Raw genomic sequence first — 25214 nt, forward strand, 5'->3', positions numbered from 1 at the left:
CGTGTCAGCAACCAAATCGCCTAGTTATGCGAGTGGTGGGAGCAGGTACCACGCAGTAGTATCGAACATATGTTCGAGGCAAATCGAGGCTCTTCCATGGACTTCGGGGCCATGAGTGCTGAGGGGCTGATCGACGCCCTTCGGTCCGCGCACGGGGCTGCGGCGCGGGCGCAGGCGGCGGAGGTTTTCGCCGTGCGGGAGTTGTACAGGCGGCATCGGGCCGAGAGTGCGGAGCCGGGGCCGGGTGGGGTGCGGGCCGGGGAGTACGCGGCGAGCGAGGCGGCGGTCGCGCTGCACTCGGACGAGGCGACGATGGGCGTGCTGATCGATATCGGTCTGGCATTGGAGGAGTCGCTGCCACGGACGCGGCTGGCCTTCGAGCAGGGGCGGATCGATCTGGCGAAGGTTCGGGTGATCGTGGACTGCACCCGTGGGCTGACGCGGGAGGTGGCCGGTGCGGTGGAGACGCGGTTGATCGAGGCCGCCGAACGGACCGAACCGGCGCGGCTGCGGCAGACGGCGCGGCGGTGGGCGGCACGATTGGATCCCTCTGGGGCGCAACGCCGTAGGGAACTTCGGCAGGATCAGCGTGACGTGCGGATTCGGGCGACGCAGGACAGTATGGCGGTATTCGACGGACAACTGCCCGCGCCGGGAGCGCAGACGGTGGCGATGCGGCTGCGGGAGATGAGTCTGCAGGTGTGCACGCAAGATCCGCGGACCATGCCGCAGCGGCGCGCGGATGCGTTGGTGGCGTTGGCGGACGGGTCGGGTCGGCTGCGGTGCCGGTGTGGCCGGGGGCAGCGATGCGCGAGTTCCGGCGCGGCGGCCGAAACACCGCGGCGGCCGTTGATCCAGATCGGAATCCCGGCCGATTCGCTGCTCGGTATGAGTGAGGCTCCGGCGTTCCTGGCGGGATATGGGCCCATCGACGCGGCGTTGGCACGGACTCTGGCCGAACACGCTCGCTTCCAGGTGATTTCGGAGCAGGACGAATCAGGCGGCCCGGTCGCGGAGGCGAGGCGGCGGCACTCGACGGCGCGGCGAGTGCGGGCCCTCGACGGCATGTGCCGGTTTCCCGGATGTGTCATGCCCGCAGCCGAATCCGAGCTGGATCACGAGCGGATTTCCGAGGGTCGACGACCAACCGGCGGCGGATCCGTGCGCACCGAACCCATCGTCCTGTGTGCGAGGCACCTCCGGCTGAAAGCGTTGGCCGACAAGGGGAAATCGGGCTGGCGTGTCGCGCGGGCCGGACTCGATCGGCTGCGGTGGATCACCCCCACCGGTGACGTGCACACCACGGTGCGCGAGGGCGCTCGATATCTGTTTCCGCACAGCGATATCGATGCCCCGCTCGCCGCTCGAACCGGTTCGGATCGCTGCGAATCCGCCCCCGAGCCAGGACTGCTCCCCCGCGATCGTCCGACCGCCGAAGAGCTCACCTTCCCGCTCGCTGGACACCTCCCGGTGCACCGGCAACTCACCCGGCTCGCACCCGAAGACGAGATTCCCGACGAGCGCTGAAGCCTGACACGAGGCGGGCTCAGCCGGTCACGTCGACGACCCAGTTCTCGTTGTTCACATCGAGACGGGTGGGGCCGTCGAAGACGGCGGGGGTTGCGGCTTTTCCGTCGAGCAGACCGTTGAGTTGGTCGAGGGTGGCCTTGGCGTTCGCCGTGGCGGCGTCGACCTTCGCCCCGGAACCGACGCACCGCACGACTTCTTCGCCGGCGCCCGCCTCGCGGGCGAGGTCGGCCAACTGCTGGTTGGTCAGGTCGTCCTTGTTCTCTTCGGGCTGGTCGGTGACGAACAGCAGCTCGTGGAATTTCGCGTACACCGGGCCCGAACCGGCTTCGGCCACGCACTCGTTCGCCGCGACGGCGCGCGTCGAATAGTTCTTGCTACCCGAACGCGGGTCGAGGAAATTCACGAATCGGTAGCGGACGGCGAGTTCGCCCCCATCGATCTTCTGGGCGATCTCCTGGCCGTAGACGCGCTCGACCAACCCGCAGGCCGGGCACAGCGGATCCTCGTAGACATCGATTGTCTTCGCCGCGTCGACCCGGCCGAGCAGCACCGTGCCGTCCGGGGCGAGCACCGAGACGACGGCGGGGTTGTGCACCACGCCGTACCCGTCGTTGCGCACGTCGGCCTCGTCATTGCTCCAGCGCATCACCAGCAGGACGACCAGCGCGATCGTGACGATCGCGACACCACCGAGGGCATAGGTGGTGGTGTTCGACATCGGTCGCGGCGTGTACTTCTGCGGTGCTTCGCTCACGACCGCACCTCACGGATCCCTGGCATGGTGCCGACTGGTCGCTCGCTACGCTCACTCACCCCGACTACTCTGCCCGAACCCGGCCCGCGGCACATCGCCGGGATCCGGAAGGGCGCGGAATCGTCGGCAGGGTGGGATCGGGCTTCGAGCTCGACCTCCCCGTCGCGACGGGTTTCTGATGCCGGTCCGCGATGGCGGCTATGGTCGAACGCCGCATCCTCGCCGTCATCAGATCGTTGACCGCGCCGAGGGCCTCGTTCCGGTCGCATTCGAAGACGCTGCGCAGCACTCGGACCCCGTTGCACGAAGGTCGGCCGCGTCGTCGGCAACGTCCCATTCGCAGCCCTCGATCAAACTCATGACCGAGGTGCGCAATTCGAGCCGTTGCGTCGCGTCGAGCTCGTTCGTGGTCCGTCGCCACAGATCCGCGAGTCCGCGTTCCATCGCGTTGACCGGCGGCGGGGTGGCCTGATCGTCGAGCGGCATGAATTCCGGGAGCCGTGCGCTCTGCGCGGTCGCGCCCGCCACGTCACGGCGACGGTCGAAGACCTGCCGATAGTAGTCGTCGAGGTAAGTGCCCCAGGCCAGCCAGGCGGCCGAGATCTCGAGTTCCTCGGTGGTGGCGTCGGGGTTCGTAGCCGCCGAGCATTGCGCGAAATCGAACTGGCGCAGATCGTCCGGAGTCCACAGCGCCACACCGCCCAATTCGGGAACCGGCTGGTGGAATCCGACTTCCTGTCCCCAGGCCAGCAGGGCGTCCCTGACAGAATCCAGCCGCGGACTCGCCGCGGTAGCGCCGAATCCCGTCGGCTCCCGTGTCGGCTCGACGAGCGCCGCGCCCTTGTTCACAGGCAGGTTCGACCGCGGATGCCCGGTGTGACCATCGGACTGCCAGTCCGGCGATCCCGTCGCACAGGCGAGGACGCCCAGCTGGTCGATCAGCCCGTCCGCGTGCGCGTACAGCATCGGCGCCACATCGGCCGCGGACATCGTCTCGATCATCGGCCTACACCTTCCTGTCGGGATGCAGCCGAATTCCGCCGTCGGCGTTGGCGGAGTTCGATTGCGGGGCAGGGGAGTCCGCCGCGTCGCAATGGTGATCGGACGTGGGCGGCACTCCCGGTGACGCGGTTTCGGAACGCCGGCTCGGGCTACAGACCGGATGATCTATCGGCATCGCATTAGTTACAGGGCGACGCCGAAGGATACTGATCGCACGAAACGAATTAACCTACGGGACAGCAGATTCCGAACAGCACCGATTCTAGGGTGGTTTGCCACGAGATCGCTACAGAATGGTAAACATTCCGGACGGTCCGGTACGCGGATGGTAACGACACGCACACGATCCAGATACTCACCCGCAACGTCGTGTGACGACGTCCCCGCCGGAATCCACGGTCGCGGGGGTATCGGAGCTCTTGCCCAGGTGCGTCACCTGAACGACATCGAGTACCGGAGTCTTCGGCCGCAGGGTCTCCGGCACCAGTGACCACCACATCGCGGCGACGGCGAGCAGCGCACCGGTGACGACGAGCGCGACGCCGTAGGAGGTCTGCTGCGCCAGTGCGCCGATCGCGATGGGACCGATGACGGTTCCGAGATCCGCCGACATCTGGAAACCGGCGAGCACCGGCCCGCCGCGCGCCTTCGGACCGATGATGTCGGCCAGCGCGGCCTGCTGGGCCGGGGTGAGCATTCCCGAGCCCACCCCGGCGACCACGGAAGTCCCCAGCAACCATAGGAGATTCGGCGAGTAGCCGAGACCAGCGGTACCGATCGCGCAGATCAGGGCGCCCGCGACGAGGAACGGTTTGCGTCCCCAGCGGTCCGACAGTCCGCCCGACCAGAACAGCACCGCCACATTGCCCGCCGCGAACGCCGTCAACGCGACGCCTGCCATACCGGGCGGCTGTTTCAGGACCTCGACCACGAGTAGCGGCACCAGCGCCATCCTGACACCGAAGACGGCCGCCCCGTTGACGAAATTGGACCAGAGCACCGCGCGGTATTCCGGGAGGGACAGCGCGGCACGGAAACTCATCAACCGCAGTTCACCGGCGGCCTCCGGCACCGCCAGACTCGAATTCCGCAGACTCAGGTAGACGACGGCGCAGGCGATGAGCAAGGCGACCGCGTAGATGAGAAACGGTGCGCGCAGACCGAGTCCGGCCGTCACACCACCCACCAGCGGCCCGCTGATGGAACCGACGAGGAAACTCGTCGACCACAGCCCCGACACCCGGCCGCGCTGCTCGGGCGGTGAGATCCGGATCACCAGCGCCAGCGAGGAGACGGTGAACATCGTCGACCCGATTCCGCCGACCGAACGCAGCACCAGCAACTGCCAGTAGCTCTGGGCCAGCGCACTGGCTCCGGTGGACGCGGCGACGATGAGCACGCCGCTGAGATAGACCCGGCGCTCTCCCAGTCGCTGCACCAGCCTGCCGCTCACGGGGGCGAACAGCAGACGCATCGCCGCGAACGCGCTGACGATGGCCGACGCCGCCGCGACGCCCACCCCGAAACTTCTGGCGAATTGCGGCAGAACCGGTGCGACGAGCCCGAATCCGACCGCGATGACGAAGGCCGCGCCGATGAGCACCCAGATCTCGGTCGGCAGCGCGCGAGCGCCGCTCGCCGGGGTTGAGCGTTTACCCACCCGCCAGTGCCTGCCCGACCACTTCCTCTGCGGCCTCCTGCACCCGGAGCAGATGTTCGGGGCCGTGGAACGATTCGGCGTAGATCTTGTACTTGTCCTCGGTGCCGGACGGGCGGGCCGCGAACCAGGCGTTCTCGGTGGTGACCTTCAATCCGCCGATCGGTGCGCCGTTACCCCTGGCTCTGGTGAGGATCGCGGTGATGGGTTCGCCCGCGATCTCCGTCGTGGTGATCATGTCCGGAGTCAACTTCGCGAGCAACTCTTTCTGTTCCACCGTCGCGGTGGCATCGATACGCGCGTACGCGGGACTACCGTAGCGGCGTTCGAGTTCGACATACCGGGCCGACGGACTCTGCCCGGTGACGGCGGCGACCTCGGCGGCGAGCAGCGCGAGCAGGATGCCGTCCTTGTCGGTGGTCCACACGGTGCCGTCGTGTCGCAGGAAGGACGCGCCCGCGCTTTCCTCCCCGCCGAAAGCGAGGCTGCCGCTGAACAGGCCGGGCACGAAATATTTGAAGCCGACCGGCACCTCGTGCACGTCACGGCCGAGCACGCTCACCACCCGGTCGATCATGGACGAGGTGACGACCGTCTTGCCGATCTTGGTCAGCGCGTCCCAGCCCATTCGGTTCGCGACCAGGTATTCGATCGCCACGGCGAGGAAGTGGTTCGGATTCATCAATCCGCCGTCCGGGGTGACGATGCCGTGCCGGTCGGCGTCGGCGTCGTTGCCGGTGGAGATGTCGTAGTCGTCCTTGATCGCGACCAGCGCCGCCATCGCATAGCGCGAGGACGGATCCATCCGGATCTTGCCGTCACCGTCGAGCGTCATGAACCGCCAGGTCGGGTCGACGAACGGATTGACCACCTCGAGTTCGAGGTCGTAGCGCTGCCCGATCTCCTCCCAGTAGTCGACGCTGGCCCCGCCCATCGGGTCGGCGCCCAGCCGGATTCCCGCACCCCGGATCGCGTCCAGATTCAGCACATTGGGCAGGTCGCCGATGTAGTTGTCGAGATAGTCGTAACGCTCGACGCTGGTTTCCATGGCGTTGCGCACGGTGGTGCGCTTCACCTCGGACAACCCGTCGCGCAGCAACTCGTTGGCGCGCGCGGCGATCGCGTCGGTGGCCTTGGCGTCGGCCGGGCCACCGTGCGGCGGGTTGTATTTGAAACCGCCGTCACGCGGCGGATTGTGCGACGGAGTGACCACGATCCCGTCGGCCTGATGTTTCGCACCGCCGCGATTGTGGCGCAGCACAGCGTGACTCAGGGCGGGGGTAGGCGTGTAGCGGCCCCTCGCATCGATCACCGCGGTGATGTTGTTGGCCGCGAGCACTTCCAGAGCGGTCGTCCACGCGGGTTCCGAGAGCGCGTGGGTGTCGCGCGCCAGGTACACCGGACCGGTGATGCCGCGGCTGGCGCGGTATTCCACGATCGCCTGGGTGATGGCCAGGATATGCGCCTCGTTGAAGGCGGTGTCCAGGCTTGATCCGCGATGGCCCGAAGTTCCGAAGGACACCAGTTGCGCGGGATCGGTGGGATCCGGGATGCGGCTGTAATACGCCGTCACCAAATGCGCGATGTCTTCCAAATCGGTGGGCCGCGCGGGACGCCCGGCTCGATCATGGGCCATGCTCGGGTCTCCCTTCCGTGTCGGCTGTGCCCGGCTCGTCATCAGGATCATGTCCGTGACCACTTGGTCGCGGACACAGCGGCGTACACCGCGGCCGGGCCGGCCGCCACGCTGATCACGACCGCGCCCACCGCCAGGTGGTTGGCGCCGCCGGTGACCAACCGGATGATCTCGTAACCGGGTGTGCTGAATGTCGTCAGCGCACCGCAGAAGCCGATTTCGACGAAGGCAGGCAAGGCACCTGCCGCCCCGGCGCCGAGGAGCGCGCCGAGTATCGCCGAACCGACAATGCTAACGGTCGACGCCCGCCACGGCAGCGGGGATCGAAAACGCGCGGTGACGGCGCGATCGGTCACCGCTTTGCGTTGTCCCACCGCTTTGCGTTGTCCCACCGCCGGATCCGCACCGACGAGTGCACCGTGTGTGCCCGTGACCCGCATGCCAGACCCCTTCCGTGGGCATTCACCGTCGTTCTCCGCGCCGTCCCGCCGCGCCGTCTCCGAACATCGACCGCGTCGCACCCGATGCCGAGCGCCACCGCCGCGAGCGGCGCCACCACCGTTCCCCCGAGGTAGCCGAGTGCCTCGGCTGTCGCGCGCCCGATTCGAGCAGTCTACGAATCTCCGGGCTGTAGGTCGAAAAAGGTGGTGAATCCGCCGAGGACACCGGGGCCGCGGAGTGGTCGCACCACCGCCGACGTCCGGGACTGCCCGACCGGACGCTGACCTCCCGCCGCCCCGAATGTCACCGCCGCAACTCTATCGGTCCGCCGGTGAGCCGGTCCGCCCCGGGACGCGGCGCGAACGAGGAGCGGTGACGTTCTCCGATACGCGATCATAGGACGCTCGCGTACGTCGGCGAAGGCCGCGCCGATATCCACCCGAACGCGCCGACCGACGAAACGACAGCGCCCGCGTCGTCGTCGACGCGGGCGCTGAAGTCATTCGGACGGAACCTAACTCAGTGTGCGAGCACCAACTCCCCCTCGGCGGGTGCCGGCGCCTTGTTCGGAATGATCACCGCGGCGAGTACCGCGCCGACAACGAAGATCGCGGTGGCCCACCAGAAACTGGTCGTATAGCTCTCGACCTGGGCCTGCGCGACGGCCAGCGGATCGGGCCGTGTGGTGGACAGATAGTCCGCCGCGGCAGAGGCGGCGATCGTGCTCAGCAACGCGGTGCCGATCGAGCCGCCGACCTGCTGACTGGTGTTGATCATGGCCGAGGCCACACCGGCGTCCTCGTGCTGCACACCGGCGGTCGCGCCCTGGAAGGCGGTGGCCATCGCGCCACCGAGTCCGAGACCCATCAGGATCAGCGCGGGCAGCACGTGGGTGGCGTATCCCGTCTCCAGCCCGATCCGGGTCAGCCAGCCCATGCCCGCCGCACCGATCAGGAATCCGGCGGTCACGATGACCTTCGGGCCCACCCTCGGCAGCAGCAGCGGCGGCGCCATGGTCGAGGACACGACCATCGCGGCCACCATCGGCAGGAACGCCAGACCGGTCATGATCGGAGAGTAGCCCATGCTGAGCTGCATGTAGTAGGTGAGGAACAGGAAGATCGCGAACATCCCGATACCCATGACGAAAACGGTCATGTAGGAGCCGCCGCGCATGCGGTCGAGCACGATGCGCAGCGGAAGCAGCGGATGCGCGACCCGGGTCTCGAGCCACACGAACACCGCGAGCAGCACGGCGCCGCCGATCAGGAAGGACAGGGTGACCGAATTGGTCCAGCTGGTGGACTCCGCGTGCGAGAAGCCGTACACGATGCCGAAGAGCGCGGCGGTCACCACCACGGTGCCGGGGATATCGAGTTCGGGTCGCTCGGCGACGACATGCTTGGCCAGCAGCAGCACCGCGCCGACCAGCGCGACGGCGGCGAAGACCAGGTTGACGAACATCACCCAGCGCCAGGACGCCCATTCGGTGAGCATTCCGCCCAGCAGCAGACCGAGCGCGCCGCCGGTACCTGCGACCGCGCCGAAGATGCCGAAGGCCTTGGCGCGTTCACCGGGTTCGGTGAAGGTCACCGTCAGCAGCGACAGCGCGGCGGGGGCGAGCAGCGCGCCGAACACACCCTGTCCGACGCGGGCCGCGACCAACATCTCGAAGCTGGTCGCCGCGCCGCCGACGGCGGAGGCGACCGCGAAGCCGACCAGACCGACGATGAAGGTGTTGCGCCTGCCGAACAGGTCGCTGAGACGTCCGCCGAGCAGCAGCAGGCTGCCGAAGGCCAGTGCGTATCCGGTGACGACCCACTGCCGATCGCCGTCGCTGAAACCGAGATCCCGCTGCGCTGCGGGGAGCGCGATATTCACCACGGTCGCGTCGAGCACGACCATCAACTGCGCGACCCCGAGCACGGCGAGCACCCACCAGCGCAGGGCATGCGAGCCCCGCCTGCCGGAATCCGGCGTCGCGGGGGCCGAGGCCCCACGGTCGAGCGTGGTAGTCATAAGTCCCCTTGTTGTCCGGAATTAAGTGGAGTAAAGATCTCCGTTTATCGAAGACGCTAACAGAAGAACGGAGGCATTGCCTCCACTTAATCCCGCCGTTGGTAACATACGGGTGTGAATCACGCCACGGCCCCAGTCCCTACCAGGCGCCTGCGTGCCGATGCCGCGCGCAATCAGCAACGTATCGTCGCTGCCGCACGCGAACTCTTCGCCGATCACGGCCTGGAGATCACCCTCGACGACGTCGCCGAACGGGCGGGCGTCGGCGTGGGCACGGTATATCGCCGCTTCTCCAACAAGCGGGAATTGATCGCCGAGGTCTTCGAGCAGAATGTGACGCAGTTCGCGGTGGCCGCCGAGGAAGCGTCCCGACATCCGGATCCATGGCTCGGCCTGGTCCACCTCTTCGAATACGCCTGCACCCACCTGGCCACCAATCGCGGCTTCAGCGAGGTGATGCTGGAACTGGAAGAGGATCTCGACCGCTTCACCTCGGTCCGCGATCGCATCAAGCCCACGATCGCGGCCGTCATCGATCGCGCCACCGCCGCCGGCGCGCTCGCCCCCGGCGTCGAATCCTCCGATTTCTTCGCCCTGATCAATATGGTCGACGCCGTCGCCCAATTCTCGAAGCCGGTGAATCCATCGACCTGGAAGCGCTACATGGCGATCGCTCTCAACGGCGTCCGCTCCGACGCCGTACCGCGCCAGGAACTCAGCGTCGCCCCGCTCACCGACGAAGAGGTCGAGCAGGCCAAGACCTACGTATGCACCGGTCGCCGCCGATAACGCAGCGCGCGAAATCACCGCGGGTAGCGCAGGTCACAACCCATCCCCTACAGTTGGACGCATGACCAACTCGTGGGTGAACTGGGCGGGCGATCAGCGGTGCGCACCGTCGATCCTCGCCACGCCGCGCAACCTCGACGAGGTCGCCGAAAGCCTGGCGAACGCCGTCACCGCCGGACGGACGGTCCGCGTGGCGGGCGCGGGACATTCCTTCACCGATACCGTTCTCACCGACGGCGTCCTGATGGATCTGTCCCAGATGAATCGGATCATCGATATCGACGGCGCGAACGGTCTGGTGCGGGTCGAGGGCGGCATCACCCTGAACGCGGCGAGCACGGCCATGCACACCGCCGGCCTGGCCTTTCCCAATCTCGGCGATATCGATGTGCAGACCATCGCGGGCGCCACCGCTACCGGAACGCACGGCACCGGCGCCGCCCTGCCGAACCTCTCGGCCGCTATCCACTCGATGGAACTGACCCTCGCCGACGGCCGTCGCGTGGAACTGAACGCCGAATCCGATCCGGACGGCTGGCGTGCGGCACGGGTCGGCATCGGGGCGCTCGGGGTCGTCACCGCGCTCACACTGCGCATGGTCCCGTCGTTCGTGCTCGAAGGTATCGAACGACCGGTCCCGGTCGAGGATATTCTCGACGACCTCGATTCCTACGTCGACGGCAATGAGCATTTCGAGTTCTACATGTTCGCGCACAGCCCCCTTGCCATGACCAAGCGCAACAATACGGTCGATCTGCCGGAGCAGCCGCGCGCCAAAGCGGTGGACTGGTTCGCCGATATCCTGATGTCCAACTACGCTTTCGACGGGCTGTGCCGCCTCGGGAAATGGCAGCCGAACCTGATCCCCCTGATCCATCGTGGCGCGGCGTACGCGGGGAGCTACCGCAGGAAGGTCGATCGCTCGTACCGGGTCTTCGCCTCCCCCAGGTTGTTTCGCTTCACCGAGATGGAATACGCCGTGCCGCGCGCGCATTCCGCGGCGGCCATCCGCGAAATCAAGGAACTGGCGAAGAAATTCGACACCGCCATGCCGATCGAGGTGCGCTGGGTCGCGCCCGACGACGCGTTCCTCTCACCCGCGGGCGGTCGCGACACCTGCTATATCGCGGTGCACCAGTACCGCGGCATGGAGTGGGAACCGTATTTCCGTGCCTGCGAAGCGGTTTTCGACAAGTACGAGGGCCGCCCGCACTGGGGCAAACGTCACTTCCAGACCGCCGAGACCCTGCGCGACCGCTACCCGGACTGGGACCGTTTCGCCGCGGTGCGCCGCCGCCTCGATCCGAACGGCCTGTTCGCCAATCGGTATCTGGACCGCGTCCTCGGACCGATCTGACAGCCCGGCCTGCCGTGGGCCGCGCGGTTATCGCCGCGCCGCGAGCAGTTGGGCGACCAGCCTCGGCACCGCCGTCCCGATCGGCTCGTCGATGACCTCGGTCGCCAGCGAATCGTATGGCGTCGGTTCGGCGTTGACGATGATCAGATCAGCGCCGCTGTCGACGGCGATCGCGCACATCGACGCGGCCGGTTCCACCTGGAGCGAGGTGCCGATCGCGAGGAAGATATCGCTCGTCTGCGCGGTCACCGCGGCCTGGGTCATGCTGCGCCGGTCCATCTGCTGGCCGAACATGACGACCCCCGCCTTCAATACGCCGCCGCAGTCAGGACACGGCGGATCGGCCTCGCCCGCCGCGACCCGCTCGAGGGTGGCCGCCATACTCGCGTTGTACTGGCATTCGACGCAGACGACGTCGAACATATTGCCGTGTATCTCGATGACCCGCTCGGGCGCGGAACCCGCGCGCTGGTGCAGGCGGTCGATGTTCTGGGTGATGATCGTGACCGGGCGGGCGCGCGCCAATTCGGCCAGCGCGACGTGCGCCGCATTGGGCGTGGCCCGCCACGCCGGATTGTCCAGGCGGGCCAGCCAGGATCGTCGGCGCAATTCGGGATCCGCGACGTAGTTGTCGTAGGTCGACAGCAGTTCGGCGATGGGATCTTTCGTCCACACCCCGCGTGGACCGCGAAAGTCCGGAATACCGGAATCGGTGGATATGCCCGCGCCGGTCAGCACCCCGACCCGGCCCGCTCGCTCGCGCCACTCGCTCGCCATAGCGAAAAGCCTAGGTGGAGATCGGATCGCTCACCACAATCCCGCTCGACGCCTCGCAGAGAGAATGAGAGGTTGCTAAGATAAACCTCTCATCGTCGGGCACCTGGTCGATCAAAGGAGATCACAAATGACCGCGTCCACCACCCTCGAATCCGCCGACGCGCGGGATCTGCCGCAGCGTCACCCGTTCGGGCCGGGCACGCGCATGTGGGACGAGACCGGCCTGGTCACCTTCTCCTTGACCGCGGGCTCCGCCTTCCTGCTCCAAACCATGGAACCGACCATCTCCGCGGTGGTCGACGCGCATTCCACCTTCCGCACCGATCCGATGGGCCGCGCGCTGCGCAGTCTCGCCTCGGTCATGATGTGGGTCTACGGCGGCGAGGAGGGACTGGCCGAAGCCGACCGCCTACGCACCATGCACGCCACCCTCAACACCACCACCCCCGACGGCGTCCGGCACAAGGCGCTGACCAGCGGGCCGTGGGCCTGGGTGCTGCACACCGGAACTTTCGCCTTCAACGAGAACGCGAAATACTTCGCACGTCGCCCGCTGACCGACGAGGAGAAGGAGATCTACTACCGCGAGGCGGTGCAACTGCTGCGCAACTTCTCGGTTCCGCCCAAGGAGATTCCGGAGAACTACGCCGCGTTCGAGAAGTACTTCGCGGATATGGTCGACAACCACCTGGTCGCCACCGACACCGCCAAGGATTACCTGCGGGTGATCCGCTCGGTCGCCGCGCCGAAGCAGTTGCCGCGCGTCCTCAACCCTCTCTGGCGCGCCGCGGTCGCGCCGATCGGCACGTTGCAGTACTTCGTCACCGTGGGAACCACCCCGGAACCCGCCCGCCGCAAACTGGGGCTGGAGTGGACCGCCGCCGACGAACGCAAACTGCGCATCCTCGGCCGCCTCATCGCCTACCTGCTCCCGCTGCTGCCCGAGCGCCTGCGCTACTTCCCGATCGCCTACGAAGCGCGCCGCCTGGAACGCGACCGCGCCCGCCTGCGCCGGGTCATCGCCCATCGTCCGCTCTGACGACCCGACACACGCACTCCCGTCACCACGTCCGCCCGTGCGCGGACTTGGTGACGTTTTTCTGCGCGACCGAGCACAGCAGCGACGCCGCACCATACGACCGCGGCCGGCGCGAGGACAACGCGCACACGCCCGGACCACCCCTCACCAGCACGGCAATTTCCGGGCAATTTCCGTTCGGTGCGGACAGGTAACGCAACGGGTGCCCGAGGTGATCGTCCATATGGCCGTATCCCTTACGCTACGACTGTGTTTCGGCCCGAGCAGACCTTCGGACGACACGTACCGGACGGCTGACCCGGCCTCACGGCACACCCTTGGTTCGCTCTTCATACCGAAAGGCGCTCGATGGCCCACACACCCAGTGTGCTGTTCGTCTGCGTACACAACGCGGGACGCTCCCAAATGGCCGCCGGATTCCTCGCCGCGCTCGCCGGTGATCGCATCGAGGTTCGCTCCGCGGGCAGCGCCCCCGCCGAGAGCATCAATACCGTCGCAGTCGCGGCCATGGCCGAGGTCGGCATCGATATCGCGGGCGGGACACCGACATTGCTGACCGACGAGGCAGTCGGCGTCTCCGATGTGGTGATCACCATGGGCTGCGGTGACGCGTGCCCGTATTTCCCCGGCATCAGCTACCGCGACTGGGTGGTGCCCGATCCGTCCGGGGAGGGGATCGAGGTGGTCCGCACCGTCCGCGACCGCATTCGCATACTGGTGGAGAACCTCATCGCCGAATTGGTTCCCGCGCCGAAATCCTGAGCGCGTCCGATTCGTTCAATACCGCGGCCGACGTCGCTGCCTACGCTGCCGGTATGTCACCACAACTCGACTTCATCGGCATCGTGGTCTCGGATATGGCCGCGTCCCTCGCCTTCTATCGCAGGCTCGGGCTCACATTCCCGCCTGATGCCGAAAGCGCGCCCCATACCGAGGCGACGATCACCGGCGGCCTCCGGATCGCGCTCGATACCGAGGAAACCGTGCTCTCCTTCCACCCGGACTGGGAACGGCCGACGAGCGGGGGCCGCGTCGGTCTCGCTTTCCGCTGCGCCGATCCCTCCGACGTCGACGCCGTGTACGCGGCGATCATCGATGCCGGGTATCGGGGCGAGTTGAAGCCGTGGGACGCGCCGTGGGGACAGCGCTACGCGACGGTCGCGGACCCCGACGGCAACGGGGTCGACCTCTACGCTCCGCTGCACTGAGCGTCGGGCGCTGTGACGATCGGCGCCGTGACGATCCGCGCCGTGACGATCGGGTCCGGGGTATCGGGTCCGGGGTGATCCGCGCTCAGCTGCCTTCCTCCGGACCACGGGTGAGCAACTGTCCCAGGGACATTCCCGCCAACTCCCGCACCTCGCGGGACAGATGCGCCTGATCGGCGTACCCGGTCCCGGCCGCGGTGTCCGCGGGCGTCGCACCCGCCCTCGCCATCGCGACCGCCCGTTGCATCCGCAGGATGCGGGCCAGGGTTTTCGGCCCGTATCCGAAGGCAGCCAGCGAACGACGATGCAGCAGGCGCGTATTCACCCCGGTTCGCGCGGCGGTCGCCGCCACCGACAACCCGGAATCCATGGCGGCAACGATCTGGCGCAGCAGCGGATCGGGCGGGCCGACCTCGGCCGCCCGCGCCAGCGCGATCGATTCGAGTGCCTCGGTCCGGTCTTCGGCGTCATCGATCAGGCCGGTGAGCCCGCGCACCGTGCGCGCGGGCCACAGGTCGTCCAGCGCGACCCGGCGGTCCCGCAGTTCGTCGGCGCGCACCCCCAAGACCGTAGGCCCCGATCCGGGAAAGAATCGGATCCCCGCGTAGGCGGTGCCGATCGGCGCGTCCGGGCGGAACGCGGTGGTGTCGGGACCGGCGACGAACAGCGTGCCCGCACGCCACATCAGGTCGATACAGCCGTCCGGTAGCACGGAAACGACACGATCACGCCCTGTCACGGTGCGCGTCCACAGCACCGCGCCCGCGAGCCGCGAGGGACGCTCGCGATAAGCGGAGGATGCCTCGGGGAGAACGGTCACCGGTTCCACCCCACCGAGGCTACCCACGCGCACCGACACCCCTGCCGACTAATCTGAAGACAACCGCCCTCGGTTCTTGGGCGAATCAGTACATCGGACGACGTGGTCCGCGGCATCGCGCGCGGGACGAGCCGTCCGGTGACACACCGGAAGGAATAACCGCCGCCATGACCGCAAGCAATACCGAGGGCACTCCTCCGTTGGTCGACATCATCAACGGCGCACTGGATTTCACCATTCCCCCGGCCGGGAAGATGGGTGTGCGGGCGATCGAGGCACGCCGCGGATACGCCGCGGCCTCCGTGCCCGTCGAGGGCAACGGCAACCACTTCGGGGTGATCTACGCCGGCGTGCAGTTCACCGTCGCGGAGGTTCTCGGCGGGATGATCGCCATCGCGACCTTCGACAATTCGGCGTACTACCCGCTGGTCAAGGGCTTCGAGATCAGCTTCCTCGGCATGGCGAAATCACAGCTGCGCGCCGAGGCCACCCTCTCGGAGGAGGAGATCGCGCGCGTCGAGGCCGAGGCGGCCGAACGCGGGAAATCCGATTTCACCCTGGAAGCAGTGGTGACCGATGCCGACGGGAAGACCGTGGCGGTGACCAAAGGTCTGTACCAGTTGCGGGCACACGGTAAGTAGTACGCGGACACGATCGAGGGAAAGACCGCGGCCCGAGCGGATCGGCGATGCTCAGTTCGGGTTCGCGCCGCGCGGTGCGACGCGAATGAAATGCGCCTCGTCGGCCGGGATCTTATCGGCCGTATCCCTGCACCCGACGGTGACCTCGGTGGCGGGAGTCGAGGAAAACGTCCAGAGGGTGATCCACTCGCTGCCCGCGATGTCTTCGCGTTTCTTCAGATCCGACGAACGCAGATCTTCGTTGCGTCCGCTGCTATCGGTTACCGTACAGCGCAATCCGGATATGGCATCCCCCCACTCGGCGGGCGCCTTGATATCCATGATGGCGTCCGCGGGGATCACGACCGCCCGCGTGGCCCCGATCGGGATGCGCACCCCGGCACCCTGTTCCTCGGCACGCCGCTCCGTCGTGGTCTGCGGCGCGCCGGAAGTGGACGCGATCGACGAGGTAGCGGCCGTTCTCGCGGTGTCATCGCCGGAACATCCGGCCGCCGCGACGGCCAACGCGACGGATGCCGCCATCCAGATCAGTCTCACAGGTCAACCTCTCTTCGCGCCCCCGCTCGTGCGGGGGCCGGATCAGCGATCGAACACAGCGAAAACATCTCGCGGTAAATCACACTACAGGGCTCACTAATTCGCAATTTATCGGCAAATGGCAACGGGCGTGGCACTGTCGGCGAAATCAGGAAATCCGAGCATCGATCCGCGCGTGCGCCAGCGGAATTCCCGGTCCGCGTCCGAAACCGGTCGGCGGCTAGGATCGCGCTGGTGATCGCGACACCGCCGTCGCGCTGCCTCCGCATTCCGGCCACCATTCGTCCTGGAGAATCCCGATGACGTTATCCGTCGTATTCCACACCGTCGACGTCCCCATGCCCGAGGGCGTCGCGGACGCCTACGTGGCCCGACCGGACGACGGAAGCGCCCACCCCGGCGTGCTCTTCCTCAGCGATGCATTCGGACTTCGCCCGTGGATTCGCGAGATGATCGAAGTCATTGCCGCGCAGGGTTACACCGTGCTCGCGCCGAATATCTTCTACCGTTCCGGAACGGCTCCGGTGCTGCCGATGCCCGATTTCGCCGAACCGGACGCTGCCGCGACATTCTTCGCCGCGCATGCCCCGGTACGAGCGGCACTGACCCCCGAACTGTCACTGCGGGACGTGGGCGGCTATCTGAACTGGTTGTCCGACTCCGAGCACGTCATCCCGGGCGGGGTCGGAATCGTCGGGTACTGCATGGGCGGCAGGCTGGCCCTGCGCGCCGCGGGTGAATACGGTCCGGGGGTCGCGGCGACGGCCAGTTTCCACGGCGGCATGCTCGCGGTCGAGGAGGCGCCGGACAGCCCGCACCACGCCGCCGACCGGATCGAGGCGGAACTGTTCATCGCGCACGCCGACGCGGACCGCTCCATGCCCGCCGACCAGATCGCGGTGCTCGACAAGGCATTGGAGGCGGCGGGTGTGCGCTACACCTCGGTGACCTACCCCGGCGCCGGTCACGGCTTCACCATGCGCGACGTGCCCGCCTACGACGACGCGGCCTATCGACGGCACCTGGGTGACCTCGTCGAGCTGCTGCGCCGCACCCTTCCCGCCGAAGCGGCGTGATCCGCCGAAACACCCGACCGGGACCGGACGCAACGGTCTGTGTTGTGCCGAGTGGCGCCGATAACCGAACCATCGGACCTCGCCGAGCGACCGACGGAAGTCACTACCCGGCAACAGAATCGGTTCGCTACCCGGCAACAGCCCATCCATCGGCGACACTGGTGGCATGACAAGGGACGCGGTCGCGGTCGCACACCGATTAGTACTGGAGAAGTTCCCACAGGCACGCGCCGCATGGCTCGGCGGCAGCGTGGTCACCGGCGGAGCCACCGCCGCCTCGGATCTCGATATCACGGTCCTGCTGACCGGCGATCCCGCCCCGTACCGCGAATCCCTGCACCGCGGCCGGTGGCCGGTGGAGATGTTCGTCCAGACCGAGACGTCGCTGATGCGGTTCTGCACCGACGAGATCGAATGCCGCAATCCCACGACCCTGCGACTGGTCGGACATTCCGAAGTACTCGTCGACGTCGACGGCAGCGGACACCGCCTGCGCACGCTGTTCCTGCGCCTGCTCGACACCGGGCCGATCTCCCCCACCGGCGACGAAATCCGCGCCGCCCGTTACGGAATCACCGATCTGCTCGATGATCTGACCGCGTCGGATTCGGACGACGAACGTCTGATGATCGCCTCTGTGCTCGCGACCCGCGCGGGCGAATTACTCTTGACCGGCTACGGTCGCTGGATCGGGCGCGGAAAATGGCTGCGCCGCGAAATACAGTCCCTCGATGAGCGATTCGGCTCGGAGTGGGCCGTCCGGCTGCCAGCGGCGGTGCGCGCCGTCGCCGCGGGCGATATCGGCCCGATGGTCGCCGCGAGCGAGGAGATCCTGGACCTGTTCGGCGGCCGACTTTTCGAGGGATACCGCTCGCGTGCCGCCGCCGATGTGCTCACCGAACGCTGAGCTCGGGGACCGCACGCACAACGACTCTCGGACTAGGTGCCCACGACCGCGTTCATGATGGTGCCCGCACTGGTGGCGACGACACCGCCGATCATGGCCCCCGCCACCATCTTGGGCGATTGCAGTCCGCCACCCGACCACTTCTCCCACGCGAAACGTCCACCCGCGTAGATGATCGCGGCGATGCCGGAGAGCAGCACGAACCAGGTCAGATAGCGGATCAGCTGAAGAATCTTGTCGGCGACCGGCGGGGCCTCCGGTGTCGGGTTCCCGATCTGCGCCAGAACCGCGCCGTACGCGTCCTGCGCCGTAGCAAGAATGATGCTCACAGTCGTACCCCTCTTCGGATGTCGACGAATCGGTTCGAGAACGCCCTACACGAGAGTACTAGCTTCCCCTCGGAAACATTGTGGGCCAGTGGGTTTCGACAAGAATGCCGACCGGTCGGATATTTCTCTTGATAAATACATACGGTCGACCGTATTCTCATCTTGTGACCGCTACCAGGCAACACTTCACCGAAGAGACCGATCCGTACTGCCTGCCCGCACTGGAGGCATCAGCCCTGCTGTTCGACGCGCCGTGGCGGCGTTTCGCCGTACTCGGCGACAGCCTGTCCGCGGGGACAGGCGACCCCAGCCCCGGCTACGCGTCCATCGGCTGGCCCGATCGTGTCGCCGATATCCTGCGGCGCGTGCGTCCGGACCTGGCCTACCTGAACACCGCCGTGAACGGCGCGACCACCGCCGAGGCGGTCGAGGGTCAACTGGATCGGGTTCTCGCGTTCGAGCCGGATCTGTTGCACCTGCCGAGCGGGGCCAACGACATCGTGCGCCGCTCCCCCGATTACGGCCGCATCGAGCAGACGCTGCGCGGGTTGTACGAACGCGCCGCGGGAACCGGGGCCCAATTGCTGACCTTCACCCTCGGAAAAGCCTATGTCGTACCGGTTTTCCCGGACTGGTCGCAGCGGGTGCGCACCGTCAACGGCATCACCCGCAGACTTGCCGCCGAATACGGGGCCGTTCTGATCGAGATATGGGACCACCCGATCAACGACCGCGTAGATCTGCTCAGCGCGGACCGCATACATTTCGCCGCCTCCGGTCAGGCCGCGATGGCCGCCGAAGTCGTGAAACACCTCGCGCACCACATCGATCGACGTCCGGCATGAGTGGGAACCAGCATGACGATCTCGCGCCCGATATGCCCACCGACAGACGTTTGCTGCGCGGCGTCCGCACCCGGTCGGCGGTGCTGCGCCGTGCCGTCGACCTCGCCTCGCTCGACGGCCTCGACGGCCTCAGCTTCGGCAGGGTCGCCACCGACACCGGCCTGAGCAAGGCAGGTGTGCAAACCCTGTTCCGCACCAAGGAAATACTGCAACTGGCCGCCGTCGAGCATGCCCGCGCCCTGTTCATCGAGGCGGTCGTCGACCCCGCGCGCACCGAGGCCAGCGGCGTCGCCCGATTGCGCGCCCTCGTCGAGAACTGGATCGTCTACGCCGAAACTCCGCTGTTCCTCGGCGGCTGTTTCCGCGCTGCGAATATGACCGAATTCGACAGCAGACCAGGAACGGTCCGCGATGCGCTGCTGCGCGACCAACGGGACTGGCGCACCCTCCTCGCGAACCACTTCCGCCACGCCGCCGCCGCTGGCGATATCGCAGACCTGGATCCCGAACTCGCCGCGTTCCAACTCGACGCGGTGCTGCTGGCGGCGAATACCGCTTTGCGCCTGGGTGATTCGGGGGTGACCGATCAGGTGCGGCGCATCCTCGACGACATGCTGCGGCCGGCAGGGTAGCCGCCCGCCTCGGTCCAGCGCCGTCGCGGCCACAGCACCCCGGCCCGGCCCTCATCGATCGGGAGTGCCAGCGCGGGTCTGCCGAGGTCCACCGGCGCACACGATCACCGCGTCACAGTTCGGTTCGCAACCTGTCGAAAGCGATTCGGGTCCGGCTGCCCGTCAACACCAAGTCGTCATCGGAGGCGGCGCAGGTCGGACCGAGGAGCAGGAATTCGATGAGCCACAGATCCTGGTCTTCCGATTCCGGCGAGCACGCCATCAGGGTCGAGTGCGGAGCTCTCGCCTCGAGGACGTCACCGGTGATATCCGCGTCGAACATCGTGGTGTTGCAGCCGGCGTGCGCCGACAGCCTGCGGGTTTCGGTGACGAACCAGAGGGTGATCCGGGTATTGCGGACCAGTGCGCGCGGCCTGCCGTCCTCGGTGACGGACGCGGAGACGTAGCGCTGGCCCCAAGGGTTCGGTCGAGTCATCGGCGGGAATAAGCCCTCACTGTCGGTGGTCGATTGCTCAACCATCCTCGGACGGGGAGATCGACGCCGAAACCTGTCGGTCCGCTCACCGAACCGATCAGCGCAGATTCTTCTCGATCTCGCGCGCCGCGCGCGCGACCAGTCCTGGCATACCGGGCGGGAAGCGGGTCGTCAACGACATGCAGCCGATCGTGGCGACACCGCGTCCCCCATTCCAGCGAATCGGCGCTGCCGCGCAACAGATTCCGCTCACCACATCGAAGTGGTCGACGGCGACCGATCCGTTGTCCTCGATGCCCCTGCGCACCTTGCGCCACTCGGTGGCCGAATAACCCGGCGGCGGGGCCGCCGCGTCCGCTCGCCTGTCCATCAGCACCTGCGCCAGCGCGGTCCGAAATACGATGTCGTTATCCGGTCTCGCGCTGAGGAAGACGTCGGCGCCGTTGAACCCGGTCACCGTATGGATCGCGCCCTGTTCCAGCACGCATACCGCGACCATGGATTCGGTCAATGCCGCCAGTATGCGACCGGGCCGCTGGGCGGCCCGCCGCAGCATCGGCGCGGCCTGCCACTGGCGTCCGAGTTCGGCCAGGCGCGAGCCGACGAAATACCGCTGCTCGACCCTTTGGACGGCACCCAGGCTCACCAACTGTTCGGCCAGCCGGTAGGCGGTCGCCTTCGGCAAACCGGCCGAACGCGCGAGCACCGACAGTCCGCACCCCTCGGGGAATTCCGAAATCGCTTGCAGTACTTGAAATCCGGAATCCAGCACACCGCGCCCTGAGCTCGGCGACGCGGCGAGCGACTCCTGCGGACTATTCGACGTCATCGCACACCCCTCTCCCGCAACGATTCCGGTAGACGCGGGCTCTCACCCCCAGCCGCACCGTACCGATGCGGGCAGCCTATCGACTCAGGGGGTGGCGGCGCACCCGGTGGCCGCGAATTCCGCGGCGGAGGTCAGCTCGGTCACGCGGCCGAGTTTGGACCTCGCCGGATCACCGCTCGCACAGCACCGTCTCCAGCATCGCGTCGGTGCCCACGATCAGTCCGATATTGCCCGAGACACCCGGTAGTTCGTTCAACACCACGGTGACCGCGCGATCCTCGGCCGCGACGGTGACCGTGCTGAAGCCATGGATGGATCCGGTATGACCCCACGCCGAACGCCCGCATCCGGTGGAGAATCGGAACAGACCGAGCCCGGAACCTTCCGAAAAGCCGACGAGTCCGGTCGGCACGGTGTGTTGCATCTGCTCCAGCAGAGCGGGCGCGAGGAGTTCTCCCGCGAGCAGCGCCAGATAGAAGCGGTTGAGGTCGCGACCGGTCGACACCATCGCGCCGTCGGGCAGACCCCACGCCGCGTCGATATCGGTGACGTCGAGGCGGAGATCGCCGAAGCGGTGGTATCCGCGGGGATGTGGACCGTGCAGCACGTCATCGATCGGGAACAGCGGCCAATAGGTATCGAACAGCCCGAGCGGCACCAGGATTCGCTGTGTCACCGCCACAGCGATCGGCAGCCCCGTCACCCGTTCGACGAGTTTGCCCGCGAGCAGGTAGTTGGTATTGGAATAGCCGAAGGAGGTTCCCGGCAGGGATTCCGACGCACTGCCGAGTCCGAGCCGGATCAGGTCGTCGGCGGTGCGCGCGGCCGTCAGGTCGGCAACCGACTCCTGTTCCAGCAGCGGCAGGTAGTTCGGTATGCCGCTGGTGTGGCGCAATAGATCTCGCACCGTGATGAGCGCGCCGTCGCCGCCTGGCCCGTGCACGACGCCGGGCAGATACCGCTCGAGCGGACCGTCCAGATCCACTCGCTGCTCGGCGACCAACTGCAATACCACCGTGGCGACGAACGTCTTGGTGATACTCGCGACCCGCACTTGCGCGTCGTCGGGGAACGGCGCACCGCTCGTCAGATCCCCTATCCCGCTATCGAATTCGTCGACGCGCCCGGCAGCCGTGTACACCAGCTGCGCGCCGGGTACATCGGCCGCCGCGACGAGTTCGTCCAGCTCCGACTGTAGGAGCGTGGTCTGATCGGCGGGACGGGCGAGCGCGGGCGGCGCGGCGGGAGCCGACAGAGCCGCCGCCGCCAATACCACCATCGCCCGGACTATGAACTGCCGCATCGGCATCTCCTGGCTGAGAACGCAATCCCCCACGAGGTATATCGCGCCCGGCGCCTCCGACGTTTACCGGTGCGCCGCGACGCCGTCCCCGGCGCGTACGCCGTGGCGCGATCTTCTCAGCGAACTCTCACCCAATGCCAGGTCATCGTCTCAGCATCGCCCCGTTGAATATCCCCAGCTGCCCCGCCCGGGAACACCTCTCCCGGGCGGTAGGCAGCGCCAATCCGAACAGCCCAGCGGAAATAACCCGGACCGGTCTATCCGCGCACGGGTCGCGGACTGTCCACCGGTGTCGAACTCGGTTCCGTCGGCTGCACCGACGGCGCGGCGGACTCGGCGGACGCGACAGGGGCCGCGGACGCGCGCCGGGTCGTGACGAGGAACAGCACCACGAGCAGCACGCTCAACCACACATAGGTGTTACCGATGAAATGCTGCCACGGCGTCCACAACGATTCGCGCTGTTCGCCGTTCGGTAGCCAGTTCTGCGGTCCGTAGACGAAAACCGCCGCGGTGACGGCGGCGACCGCATACCATCCAGCGGCCCCGCGCAGCGGCAGCCTCGTGGCATAACCGATCATGGCGAACAGCGCGGGCGCGATCCAGACCCAGTGATGCGACCACGAGATCGGGGAGACCAGCAGCGTGAACACCGCGTTGACGGCGAGTGCGAGCGCGGGCAGATCGGCGGCGCGACGCATCGCCGCGACCACGAGGACCAGCAGCGCTGCGCCCAGGACCAGCCACGTCACGGTGAAAGCGGGTTCGGGGACCCGCAGCCTGGCCAGCACCGCCTGGATGGACTGGTTGGTGTGGAAAGCCGAACCGCTCAACCCGTCGACATTGCCGAGCCCGCCGAACCAGTACTTCACCGAGGCGTCGGGCAGCACCGCGAAACCGAGCGCGGTGGCCGCGGCTCCGGTGACCGCGGCGGTGATCGCGGATTTGTAATCCTTGCGCACCAGGAAGTAGAGGACGAACGCGGCGGGGGTCAGTTTGACCGCGGCGGCGACGCCGATCAGCATCCCGCGCCGCCACTTGGGCTTCTCGGTCAGGCAGTCGGCGACGACGAGAGCCATCAGCAGCAGATTGACCTGTCCGAAATCAAGGGTGGCACGAGTCGGTTCGAGCAGCATGGCCAACGGCGCGGCACATGCCGTGGCGAACAACGCGAGCCGCCTGGCGCTCTCTCCCTGCCACACGCACCGCGCCACCAGGTACAACGTCAACGCCAGCGCGGCGGTGGAGGTCACGAAGAAGGCGAACGCCGCCGCGTCCCACGGCAGCAGCGCGAAGGGTCCGAGGACGAGTGCGGCGAAAGGCGGGTAGATGAACGGCAGCCCGATCCCGAGGGTGGTCTGCGGCAACTGCCCGTACATATCGCCGCCGTGGCGAAGGGTTTCCACGCCGAGGCGGTAGACCTGCAGGTCGATGAAACCCCCGGTGATCTCCTTGCACGGCCAGATCGGCTGTGTGAGACACAGGGTCGCGAAGGCTACGAGTAGCACCGGGAGAAGCCACTTCACGCGCCCGAAACGGCGGTTCGATGACTTCGACATATCAGCGGCGGCGGAACTACTCATCCGCGGCGACTATACCGGGGGCCCCGTCCGCGATCGACGGGTGTCGACTCCCGCCCTCACCGCACCCGATTGCTATCCGTTCGCCCTGGCCTGGGCAGACATCGCACGGTCGCGCTGCCGCGATACACCGACGCGGAACGAACAGCACGACCCGGTACTTTCGATCGGTGTGCGCCCCGGCAATCGTGCAATCCGCCCATGACAACGCCGTGCGGACCAGTCGCCGAGCGCTACTCGGCGCCATCGGCCTGGCCGCCGCCACCGTGTCGGCCCCGCTCGCGCGGGCGGTGCGGCCCGCGCGGGTCGTCGACCTCACCCACACACTGACCCCTCGGCTCCCGGTGTGGCCGGGAAATCCGCCCGCGACGATGATCCCGGTCGCCCGCCACGACATCGGCGGGTTCGCCCAGCACGCGCTGGCGCTGTGGGAACACACCGGCACCCACCTGGACGCACCGGTGCACCGAGTGCCCGGCGGCGCCACCACCGACCGGCTGGCGGTCGAGGATCTGGTCGCCCCGCTGGTCGTCATCGATATCAGCGCCAAGGCCGCCGACCCCGACGCCACCGTGACCCGCGCCGATATCGACAGCTGGCAGTCCCAGCACGGGACCATTCCCGAGCGGGCCTTCGTCGCTATGTACTCCGGCTGGGAGCGCCGGCTCGCCGATCCGGCCGCCTTCCTCAACCTCGACGCGGCAGGCACCCCGCACGCCCCGGCCTTCGCCCCCGAGGCGGCCGAATATCTGGTGACCGAATGCGGCGTCGTCGGCGTCGGAGTCGACACCCTGAGTCTGGATTCGGCGACCAGTCGGGACTACGGCGCGCACACCGCGATCCTCGGCGCCGGCCGCTATGGCGTCGAGATGCTCGCGGGTCTCGCGTCCGTGCCGCCCTCGGGCGCGACCGTGGTCGTCGGCGCGCCCAAGCACGAGGGCGGCACCGGCGGACCGTGCCGGGTACTCGCTCTGGTCTGAGCTGCTCCGTCGTGCCGATCGAACTTCCGGCCGGGGCCGACGGCAACCGCA

Annotated in this window: 27 protein-coding genes; 12 read left to right on the forward strand and 15 right to left on the reverse strand. The window is 67.4% G+C overall.

Going from position 1 to position 25214, the window contains the following annotated elements; all coding sequences use genetic code 11:
- Window positions 1-96 precede the first annotated feature (96 nt).
- Entirely contained in the window at window positions 97-1527 is a 1431-nt protein-coding gene (locus ABZS43_RS12645) for a DUF222 domain-containing protein (protein WP_355035996.1), read from the forward strand.
- A 19-nt stretch (window positions 1528-1546) separates the two neighbouring features.
- Here ABZS43_RS12645 and ABZS43_RS12650 read toward each other — a convergent pair whose 3' ends face one another.
- From ABZS43_RS12650 to ABZS43_RS12675, 6 genes are all read right to left on the reverse strand, one after another.
- Entirely contained in the window at window positions 1547-2284 is a 738-nt protein-coding gene (locus tag ABZS43_RS12650) for a thioredoxin domain-containing protein (RefSeq protein WP_355035997.1), read from the reverse strand.
- Window positions 2285-2512: 228 nt separating this feature from the next.
- Complete coding sequence (locus ABZS43_RS12655) at window positions 2513-3286, reverse strand: hypothetical protein (protein WP_355035998.1); 774 nt, start codon at window positions 3284-3286, stop codon at window positions 2513-2515.
- Between the two features lie 355 nt (window positions 3287-3641).
- Window positions 3642-4946: an MFS transporter gene (locus tag ABZS43_RS12660; RefSeq protein WP_355035999.1), complete on the reverse strand. Its 1305-nt coding sequence runs from the start codon at window positions 4944-4946 to the stop codon at window positions 3642-3644.
- Entirely contained in the window at window positions 4939-6579 is a 1641-nt protein-coding gene (gene pgm, locus ABZS43_RS12665) for a phosphoglucomutase (alpha-D-glucose-1,6-bisphosphate-dependent) (protein WP_355036000.1), read from the reverse strand. The genes ABZS43_RS12660 and pgm overlap by 8 nt, the downstream gene beginning before the upstream one ends.
- 47 nt (window positions 6580-6626) lie before the next feature.
- Entirely contained in the window at window positions 6627-7019 is a 393-nt protein-coding gene (locus ABZS43_RS12670) for a CrcB family protein (protein WP_355036001.1), read from the reverse strand.
- Between the two features lie 520 nt (window positions 7020-7539).
- A complete protein-coding gene (locus ABZS43_RS12675) occupies window positions 7540-9039 on the reverse strand; it encodes an MFS transporter (RefSeq protein WP_355036002.1) in 1500 nt (499 codons plus the stop codon).
- Window positions 9040-9153: 114 nt separating this feature from the next.
- Between ABZS43_RS12675 and ABZS43_RS12680 the strand changes: the two genes are divergently transcribed.
- The gene (locus tag ABZS43_RS12680) at window positions 9154-9828 is read left to right on the forward strand and encodes a TetR/AcrR family transcriptional regulator (protein WP_355036003.1); all 675 of its coding nucleotides are present in this window, start codon (window positions 9154-9156) and stop codon (window positions 9826-9828) included.
- A 61-nt stretch (window positions 9829-9889) separates the two neighbouring features.
- A complete protein-coding gene (locus ABZS43_RS12685) occupies window positions 9890-11185 on the forward strand; it encodes a D-arabinono-1,4-lactone oxidase (RefSeq protein WP_355036004.1) in 1296 nt (431 codons plus the stop codon).
- A gap of 27 nt (window positions 11186-11212) precedes the next feature.
- Here ABZS43_RS12685 and ABZS43_RS12690 read toward each other — a convergent pair whose 3' ends face one another.
- A complete protein-coding gene (locus ABZS43_RS12690; RefSeq protein ID WP_355036005.1) occupies window positions 11213-11962 on the reverse strand; it encodes a Sir2 family NAD-dependent protein deacetylase in 750 nt (249 codons plus the stop codon).
- Between the two features lie 127 nt (window positions 11963-12089).
- Between ABZS43_RS12690 and ABZS43_RS12695 the strand changes: the two genes are divergently transcribed.
- Complete coding sequence (locus tag ABZS43_RS12695) at window positions 12090-13001, forward strand: oxygenase MpaB family protein (RefSeq protein ID WP_355036006.1); 912 nt, start codon at window positions 12090-12092, stop codon at window positions 12999-13001.
- Window positions 13002-13023: 22 nt separating this feature from the next.
- Here ABZS43_RS12695 and ABZS43_RS12700 read toward each other — a convergent pair whose 3' ends face one another.
- A complete protein-coding gene (locus tag ABZS43_RS12700; RefSeq protein ID WP_355036007.1) occupies window positions 13024-13224 on the reverse strand; it encodes a hypothetical protein in 201 nt (66 codons plus the stop codon).
- A gap of 125 nt (window positions 13225-13349) precedes the next feature.
- Here ABZS43_RS12700 and ABZS43_RS12705 point away from each other — a divergent pair, with 125 nt between their 5' ends.
- The gene (locus ABZS43_RS12705; protein ID WP_355036008.1) at window positions 13350-13763 is read left to right on the forward strand and encodes an arsenate reductase ArsC; all 414 of its coding nucleotides are present in this window, start codon (window positions 13350-13352) and stop codon (window positions 13761-13763) included.
- 53 nt (window positions 13764-13816) lie between these two features.
- Window positions 13817-14209, forward strand: a complete 393-nt coding sequence (locus ABZS43_RS12710) for a VOC family protein (protein WP_355036009.1) — start codon at window positions 13817-13819, stop codon at window positions 14207-14209.
- An 85-nt stretch (window positions 14210-14294) separates the two neighbouring features.
- On the opposite strand, the gene ABZS43_RS12715 is transcribed toward ABZS43_RS12710, so the two are convergent.
- Window positions 14295-15029 carry a helix-turn-helix domain-containing protein gene (locus ABZS43_RS12715; RefSeq protein WP_355036010.1) on the reverse strand — a complete coding sequence of 245 codons (735 nt, stop codon included), beginning with the start codon at window positions 15027-15029 and terminating at the stop codon, window positions 14295-14297.
- A 167-nt stretch (window positions 15030-15196) separates the two neighbouring features.
- Between ABZS43_RS12715 and ABZS43_RS12720 the strand changes: the two genes are divergently transcribed.
- On the forward strand, window positions 15197-15670 hold the full coding sequence (locus tag ABZS43_RS12720; protein ID WP_355036011.1) for a DUF4442 domain-containing protein: 474 nt from the start codon (window positions 15197-15199) through the stop codon (window positions 15668-15670).
- Window positions 15671-15721: 51 nt separating this feature from the next.
- Here the strand turns inward: ABZS43_RS12720 and ABZS43_RS12725 are convergent, their stop codons facing one another.
- A complete protein-coding gene (locus ABZS43_RS12725) occupies window positions 15722-16192 on the reverse strand; it encodes a hypothetical protein (RefSeq protein ID WP_355036012.1) in 471 nt (156 codons plus the stop codon).
- Window positions 16193-16506: 314 nt separating this feature from the next.
- Between ABZS43_RS12725 and ABZS43_RS12730 the strand changes: the two genes are divergently transcribed.
- The gene (locus ABZS43_RS12730) at window positions 16507-17283 is read left to right on the forward strand and encodes a dienelactone hydrolase family protein (RefSeq protein WP_355036013.1); all 777 of its coding nucleotides are present in this window, start codon (window positions 16507-16509) and stop codon (window positions 17281-17283) included.
- 166 nt (window positions 17284-17449) lie between these two features.
- Window positions 17450-18190 (forward strand): nucleotidyltransferase domain-containing protein, encoded by a 741-nt coding sequence (locus ABZS43_RS12735; protein WP_355036014.1) that lies wholly within the window; start codon window positions 17450-17452, stop codon window positions 18188-18190.
- 32 nt (window positions 18191-18222) lie between these two features.
- Here ABZS43_RS12735 and ABZS43_RS12740 read toward each other — a convergent pair whose 3' ends face one another.
- On the reverse strand, window positions 18223-18519 hold the full coding sequence (locus tag ABZS43_RS12740; protein WP_355036015.1) for a hypothetical protein: 297 nt from the start codon (window positions 18517-18519) through the stop codon (window positions 18223-18225).
- A 164-nt stretch (window positions 18520-18683) separates the two neighbouring features.
- Here ABZS43_RS12740 and ABZS43_RS12745 point away from each other — a divergent pair, with 164 nt between their 5' ends.
- Window positions 18684-19364 (forward strand): SGNH/GDSL hydrolase family protein, encoded by a 681-nt coding sequence (locus ABZS43_RS12745; protein ID WP_355036016.1) that lies wholly within the window; start codon window positions 18684-18686, stop codon window positions 19362-19364.
- Window positions 19361-19996: a TetR/AcrR family transcriptional regulator gene (locus ABZS43_RS12750; protein WP_355036017.1), complete on the forward strand. Its 636-nt coding sequence runs from the start codon at window positions 19361-19363 to the stop codon at window positions 19994-19996. Before ABZS43_RS12745 ends, ABZS43_RS12750 begins: the two co-directional genes overlap by 4 nt.
- Before the next feature lie 112 nt (window positions 19997-20108).
- Here ABZS43_RS12750 and ABZS43_RS12755 read toward each other — a convergent pair whose 3' ends face one another.
- The 4 genes from ABZS43_RS12755 to ABZS43_RS12770 all read right to left on the reverse strand — a co-directional run bounded on the left by ABZS43_RS12755 (window position 20109) and on the right by ABZS43_RS12770 (window position 24129).
- Window positions 20109-20471, reverse strand: a complete 363-nt coding sequence (locus tag ABZS43_RS12755; RefSeq protein ID WP_355036018.1) for an META domain-containing protein — start codon at window positions 20469-20471, stop codon at window positions 20109-20111.
- 97 nt (window positions 20472-20568) lie between these two features.
- Window positions 20569-21300 (reverse strand): helix-turn-helix domain-containing protein, encoded by a 732-nt coding sequence (locus ABZS43_RS12760; RefSeq protein WP_355036019.1) that lies wholly within the window; start codon window positions 21298-21300, stop codon window positions 20569-20571.
- A 169-nt stretch (window positions 21301-21469) separates the two neighbouring features.
- Window positions 21470-22603: a serine hydrolase domain-containing protein gene (locus ABZS43_RS12765; RefSeq protein ID WP_355036020.1), complete on the reverse strand. Its 1134-nt coding sequence runs from the start codon at window positions 22601-22603 to the stop codon at window positions 21470-21472.
- Window positions 22604-22860: 257 nt separating this feature from the next.
- Entirely contained in the window at window positions 22861-24129 is a 1269-nt protein-coding gene (locus tag ABZS43_RS12770) for a glycosyltransferase 87 family protein (RefSeq protein WP_355036021.1), read from the reverse strand.
- Window positions 24130-24395: 266 nt separating this feature from the next.
- Here ABZS43_RS12770 and ABZS43_RS12775 point away from each other — a divergent pair, with 266 nt between their 5' ends.
- Complete coding sequence (locus ABZS43_RS12775) at window positions 24396-25163, forward strand: cyclase family protein (protein ID WP_355036022.1); 768 nt, start codon at window positions 24396-24398, stop codon at window positions 25161-25163.
- The last annotated feature ends 51 nt before the right edge of the window (window positions 25164-25214 follow it).

The sequence above is a fragment of the Nocardia sp. NPDC005366 genome (assembly GCF_040606855.1).
GTDB lineage: Bacteria > Actinomycetota > Actinomycetes > Mycobacteriales > Mycobacteriaceae > Nocardia.

Excerpts from the sequence above, each read along its gene's own strand:
- ABZS43_RS12645 (WP_355035996.1), top strand. The coding sequence starts at position 97 with ATGGACTTCGGGGCCATGAGTGCTGAGGGGCTGATCGACGCCCTTCGG.
- ABZS43_RS12655 (WP_355035998.1), bottom strand. The coding sequence starts at position 3,286 with ATGATCGAGACGATGTCCGCGGCCGATGTGGCGCCGATGCTGTACGCG.
- pgm (WP_355036000.1), bottom strand. The coding sequence starts at position 6,579 with ATGGCCCATGATCGAGCCGGGCGTCCCGCGCGGCCCACCGATTTGGAA.
- ABZS43_RS12670 (WP_355036001.1), bottom strand. The coding sequence starts at position 7,019 with ATGCGGGTCACGGGCACACACGGTGCACTCGTCGGTGCGGATCCGGCG.
- ABZS43_RS12675 (WP_355036002.1), bottom strand. The coding sequence starts at position 9,039 with ATGACTACCACGCTCGACCGTGGGGCCTCGGCCCCCGCGACGCCGGAT.
- ABZS43_RS12685 (WP_355036004.1), top strand. The coding sequence starts at position 9,890 with ATGACCAACTCGTGGGTGAACTGGGCGGGCGATCAGCGGTGCGCACCG.
- ABZS43_RS12690 (WP_355036005.1), bottom strand. The coding sequence starts at position 11,962 with ATGGCGAGCGAGTGGCGCGAGCGAGCGGGCCGGGTCGGGGTGCTGACC.
- ABZS43_RS12695 (WP_355036006.1), top strand. The coding sequence starts at position 12,090 with ATGACCGCGTCCACCACCCTCGAATCCGCCGACGCGCGGGATCTGCCG.
- ABZS43_RS12700 (WP_355036007.1), bottom strand. The coding sequence starts at position 13,224 with ATGGACGATCACCTCGGGCACCCGTTGCGTTACCTGTCCGCACCGAAC.
- ABZS43_RS12705 (WP_355036008.1), top strand. The coding sequence starts at position 13,350 with ATGGCCCACACACCCAGTGTGCTGTTCGTCTGCGTACACAACGCGGGA.
- ABZS43_RS12710 (WP_355036009.1), top strand. The coding sequence starts at position 13,817 with ATGTCACCACAACTCGACTTCATCGGCATCGTGGTCTCGGATATGGCC.
- ABZS43_RS12720 (WP_355036011.1), top strand. The coding sequence starts at position 15,197 with ATGACCGCAAGCAATACCGAGGGCACTCCTCCGTTGGTCGACATCATC.
- ABZS43_RS12725 (WP_355036012.1), bottom strand. The coding sequence starts at position 16,192 with ATGGCGGCATCCGTCGCGTTGGCCGTCGCGGCGGCCGGATGTTCCGGC.
- ABZS43_RS12730 (WP_355036013.1), top strand. The coding sequence starts at position 16,507 with ATGACGTTATCCGTCGTATTCCACACCGTCGACGTCCCCATGCCCGAG.
- ABZS43_RS12735 (WP_355036014.1), top strand. The coding sequence starts at position 17,450 with ATGACAAGGGACGCGGTCGCGGTCGCACACCGATTAGTACTGGAGAAG.
- ABZS43_RS12750 (WP_355036017.1), top strand. The coding sequence starts at position 19,361 with ATGAGTGGGAACCAGCATGACGATCTCGCGCCCGATATGCCCACCGAC.
- ABZS43_RS12755 (WP_355036018.1), bottom strand. The coding sequence starts at position 20,471 with ATGACTCGACCGAACCCTTGGGGCCAGCGCTACGTCTCCGCGTCCGTC.
- ABZS43_RS12760 (WP_355036019.1), bottom strand. The coding sequence starts at position 21,300 with ATGACGTCGAATAGTCCGCAGGAGTCGCTCGCCGCGTCGCCGAGCTCA.
- ABZS43_RS12765 (WP_355036020.1), bottom strand. The coding sequence starts at position 22,603 with ATGCGGCAGTTCATAGTCCGGGCGATGGTGGTATTGGCGGCGGCGGCT.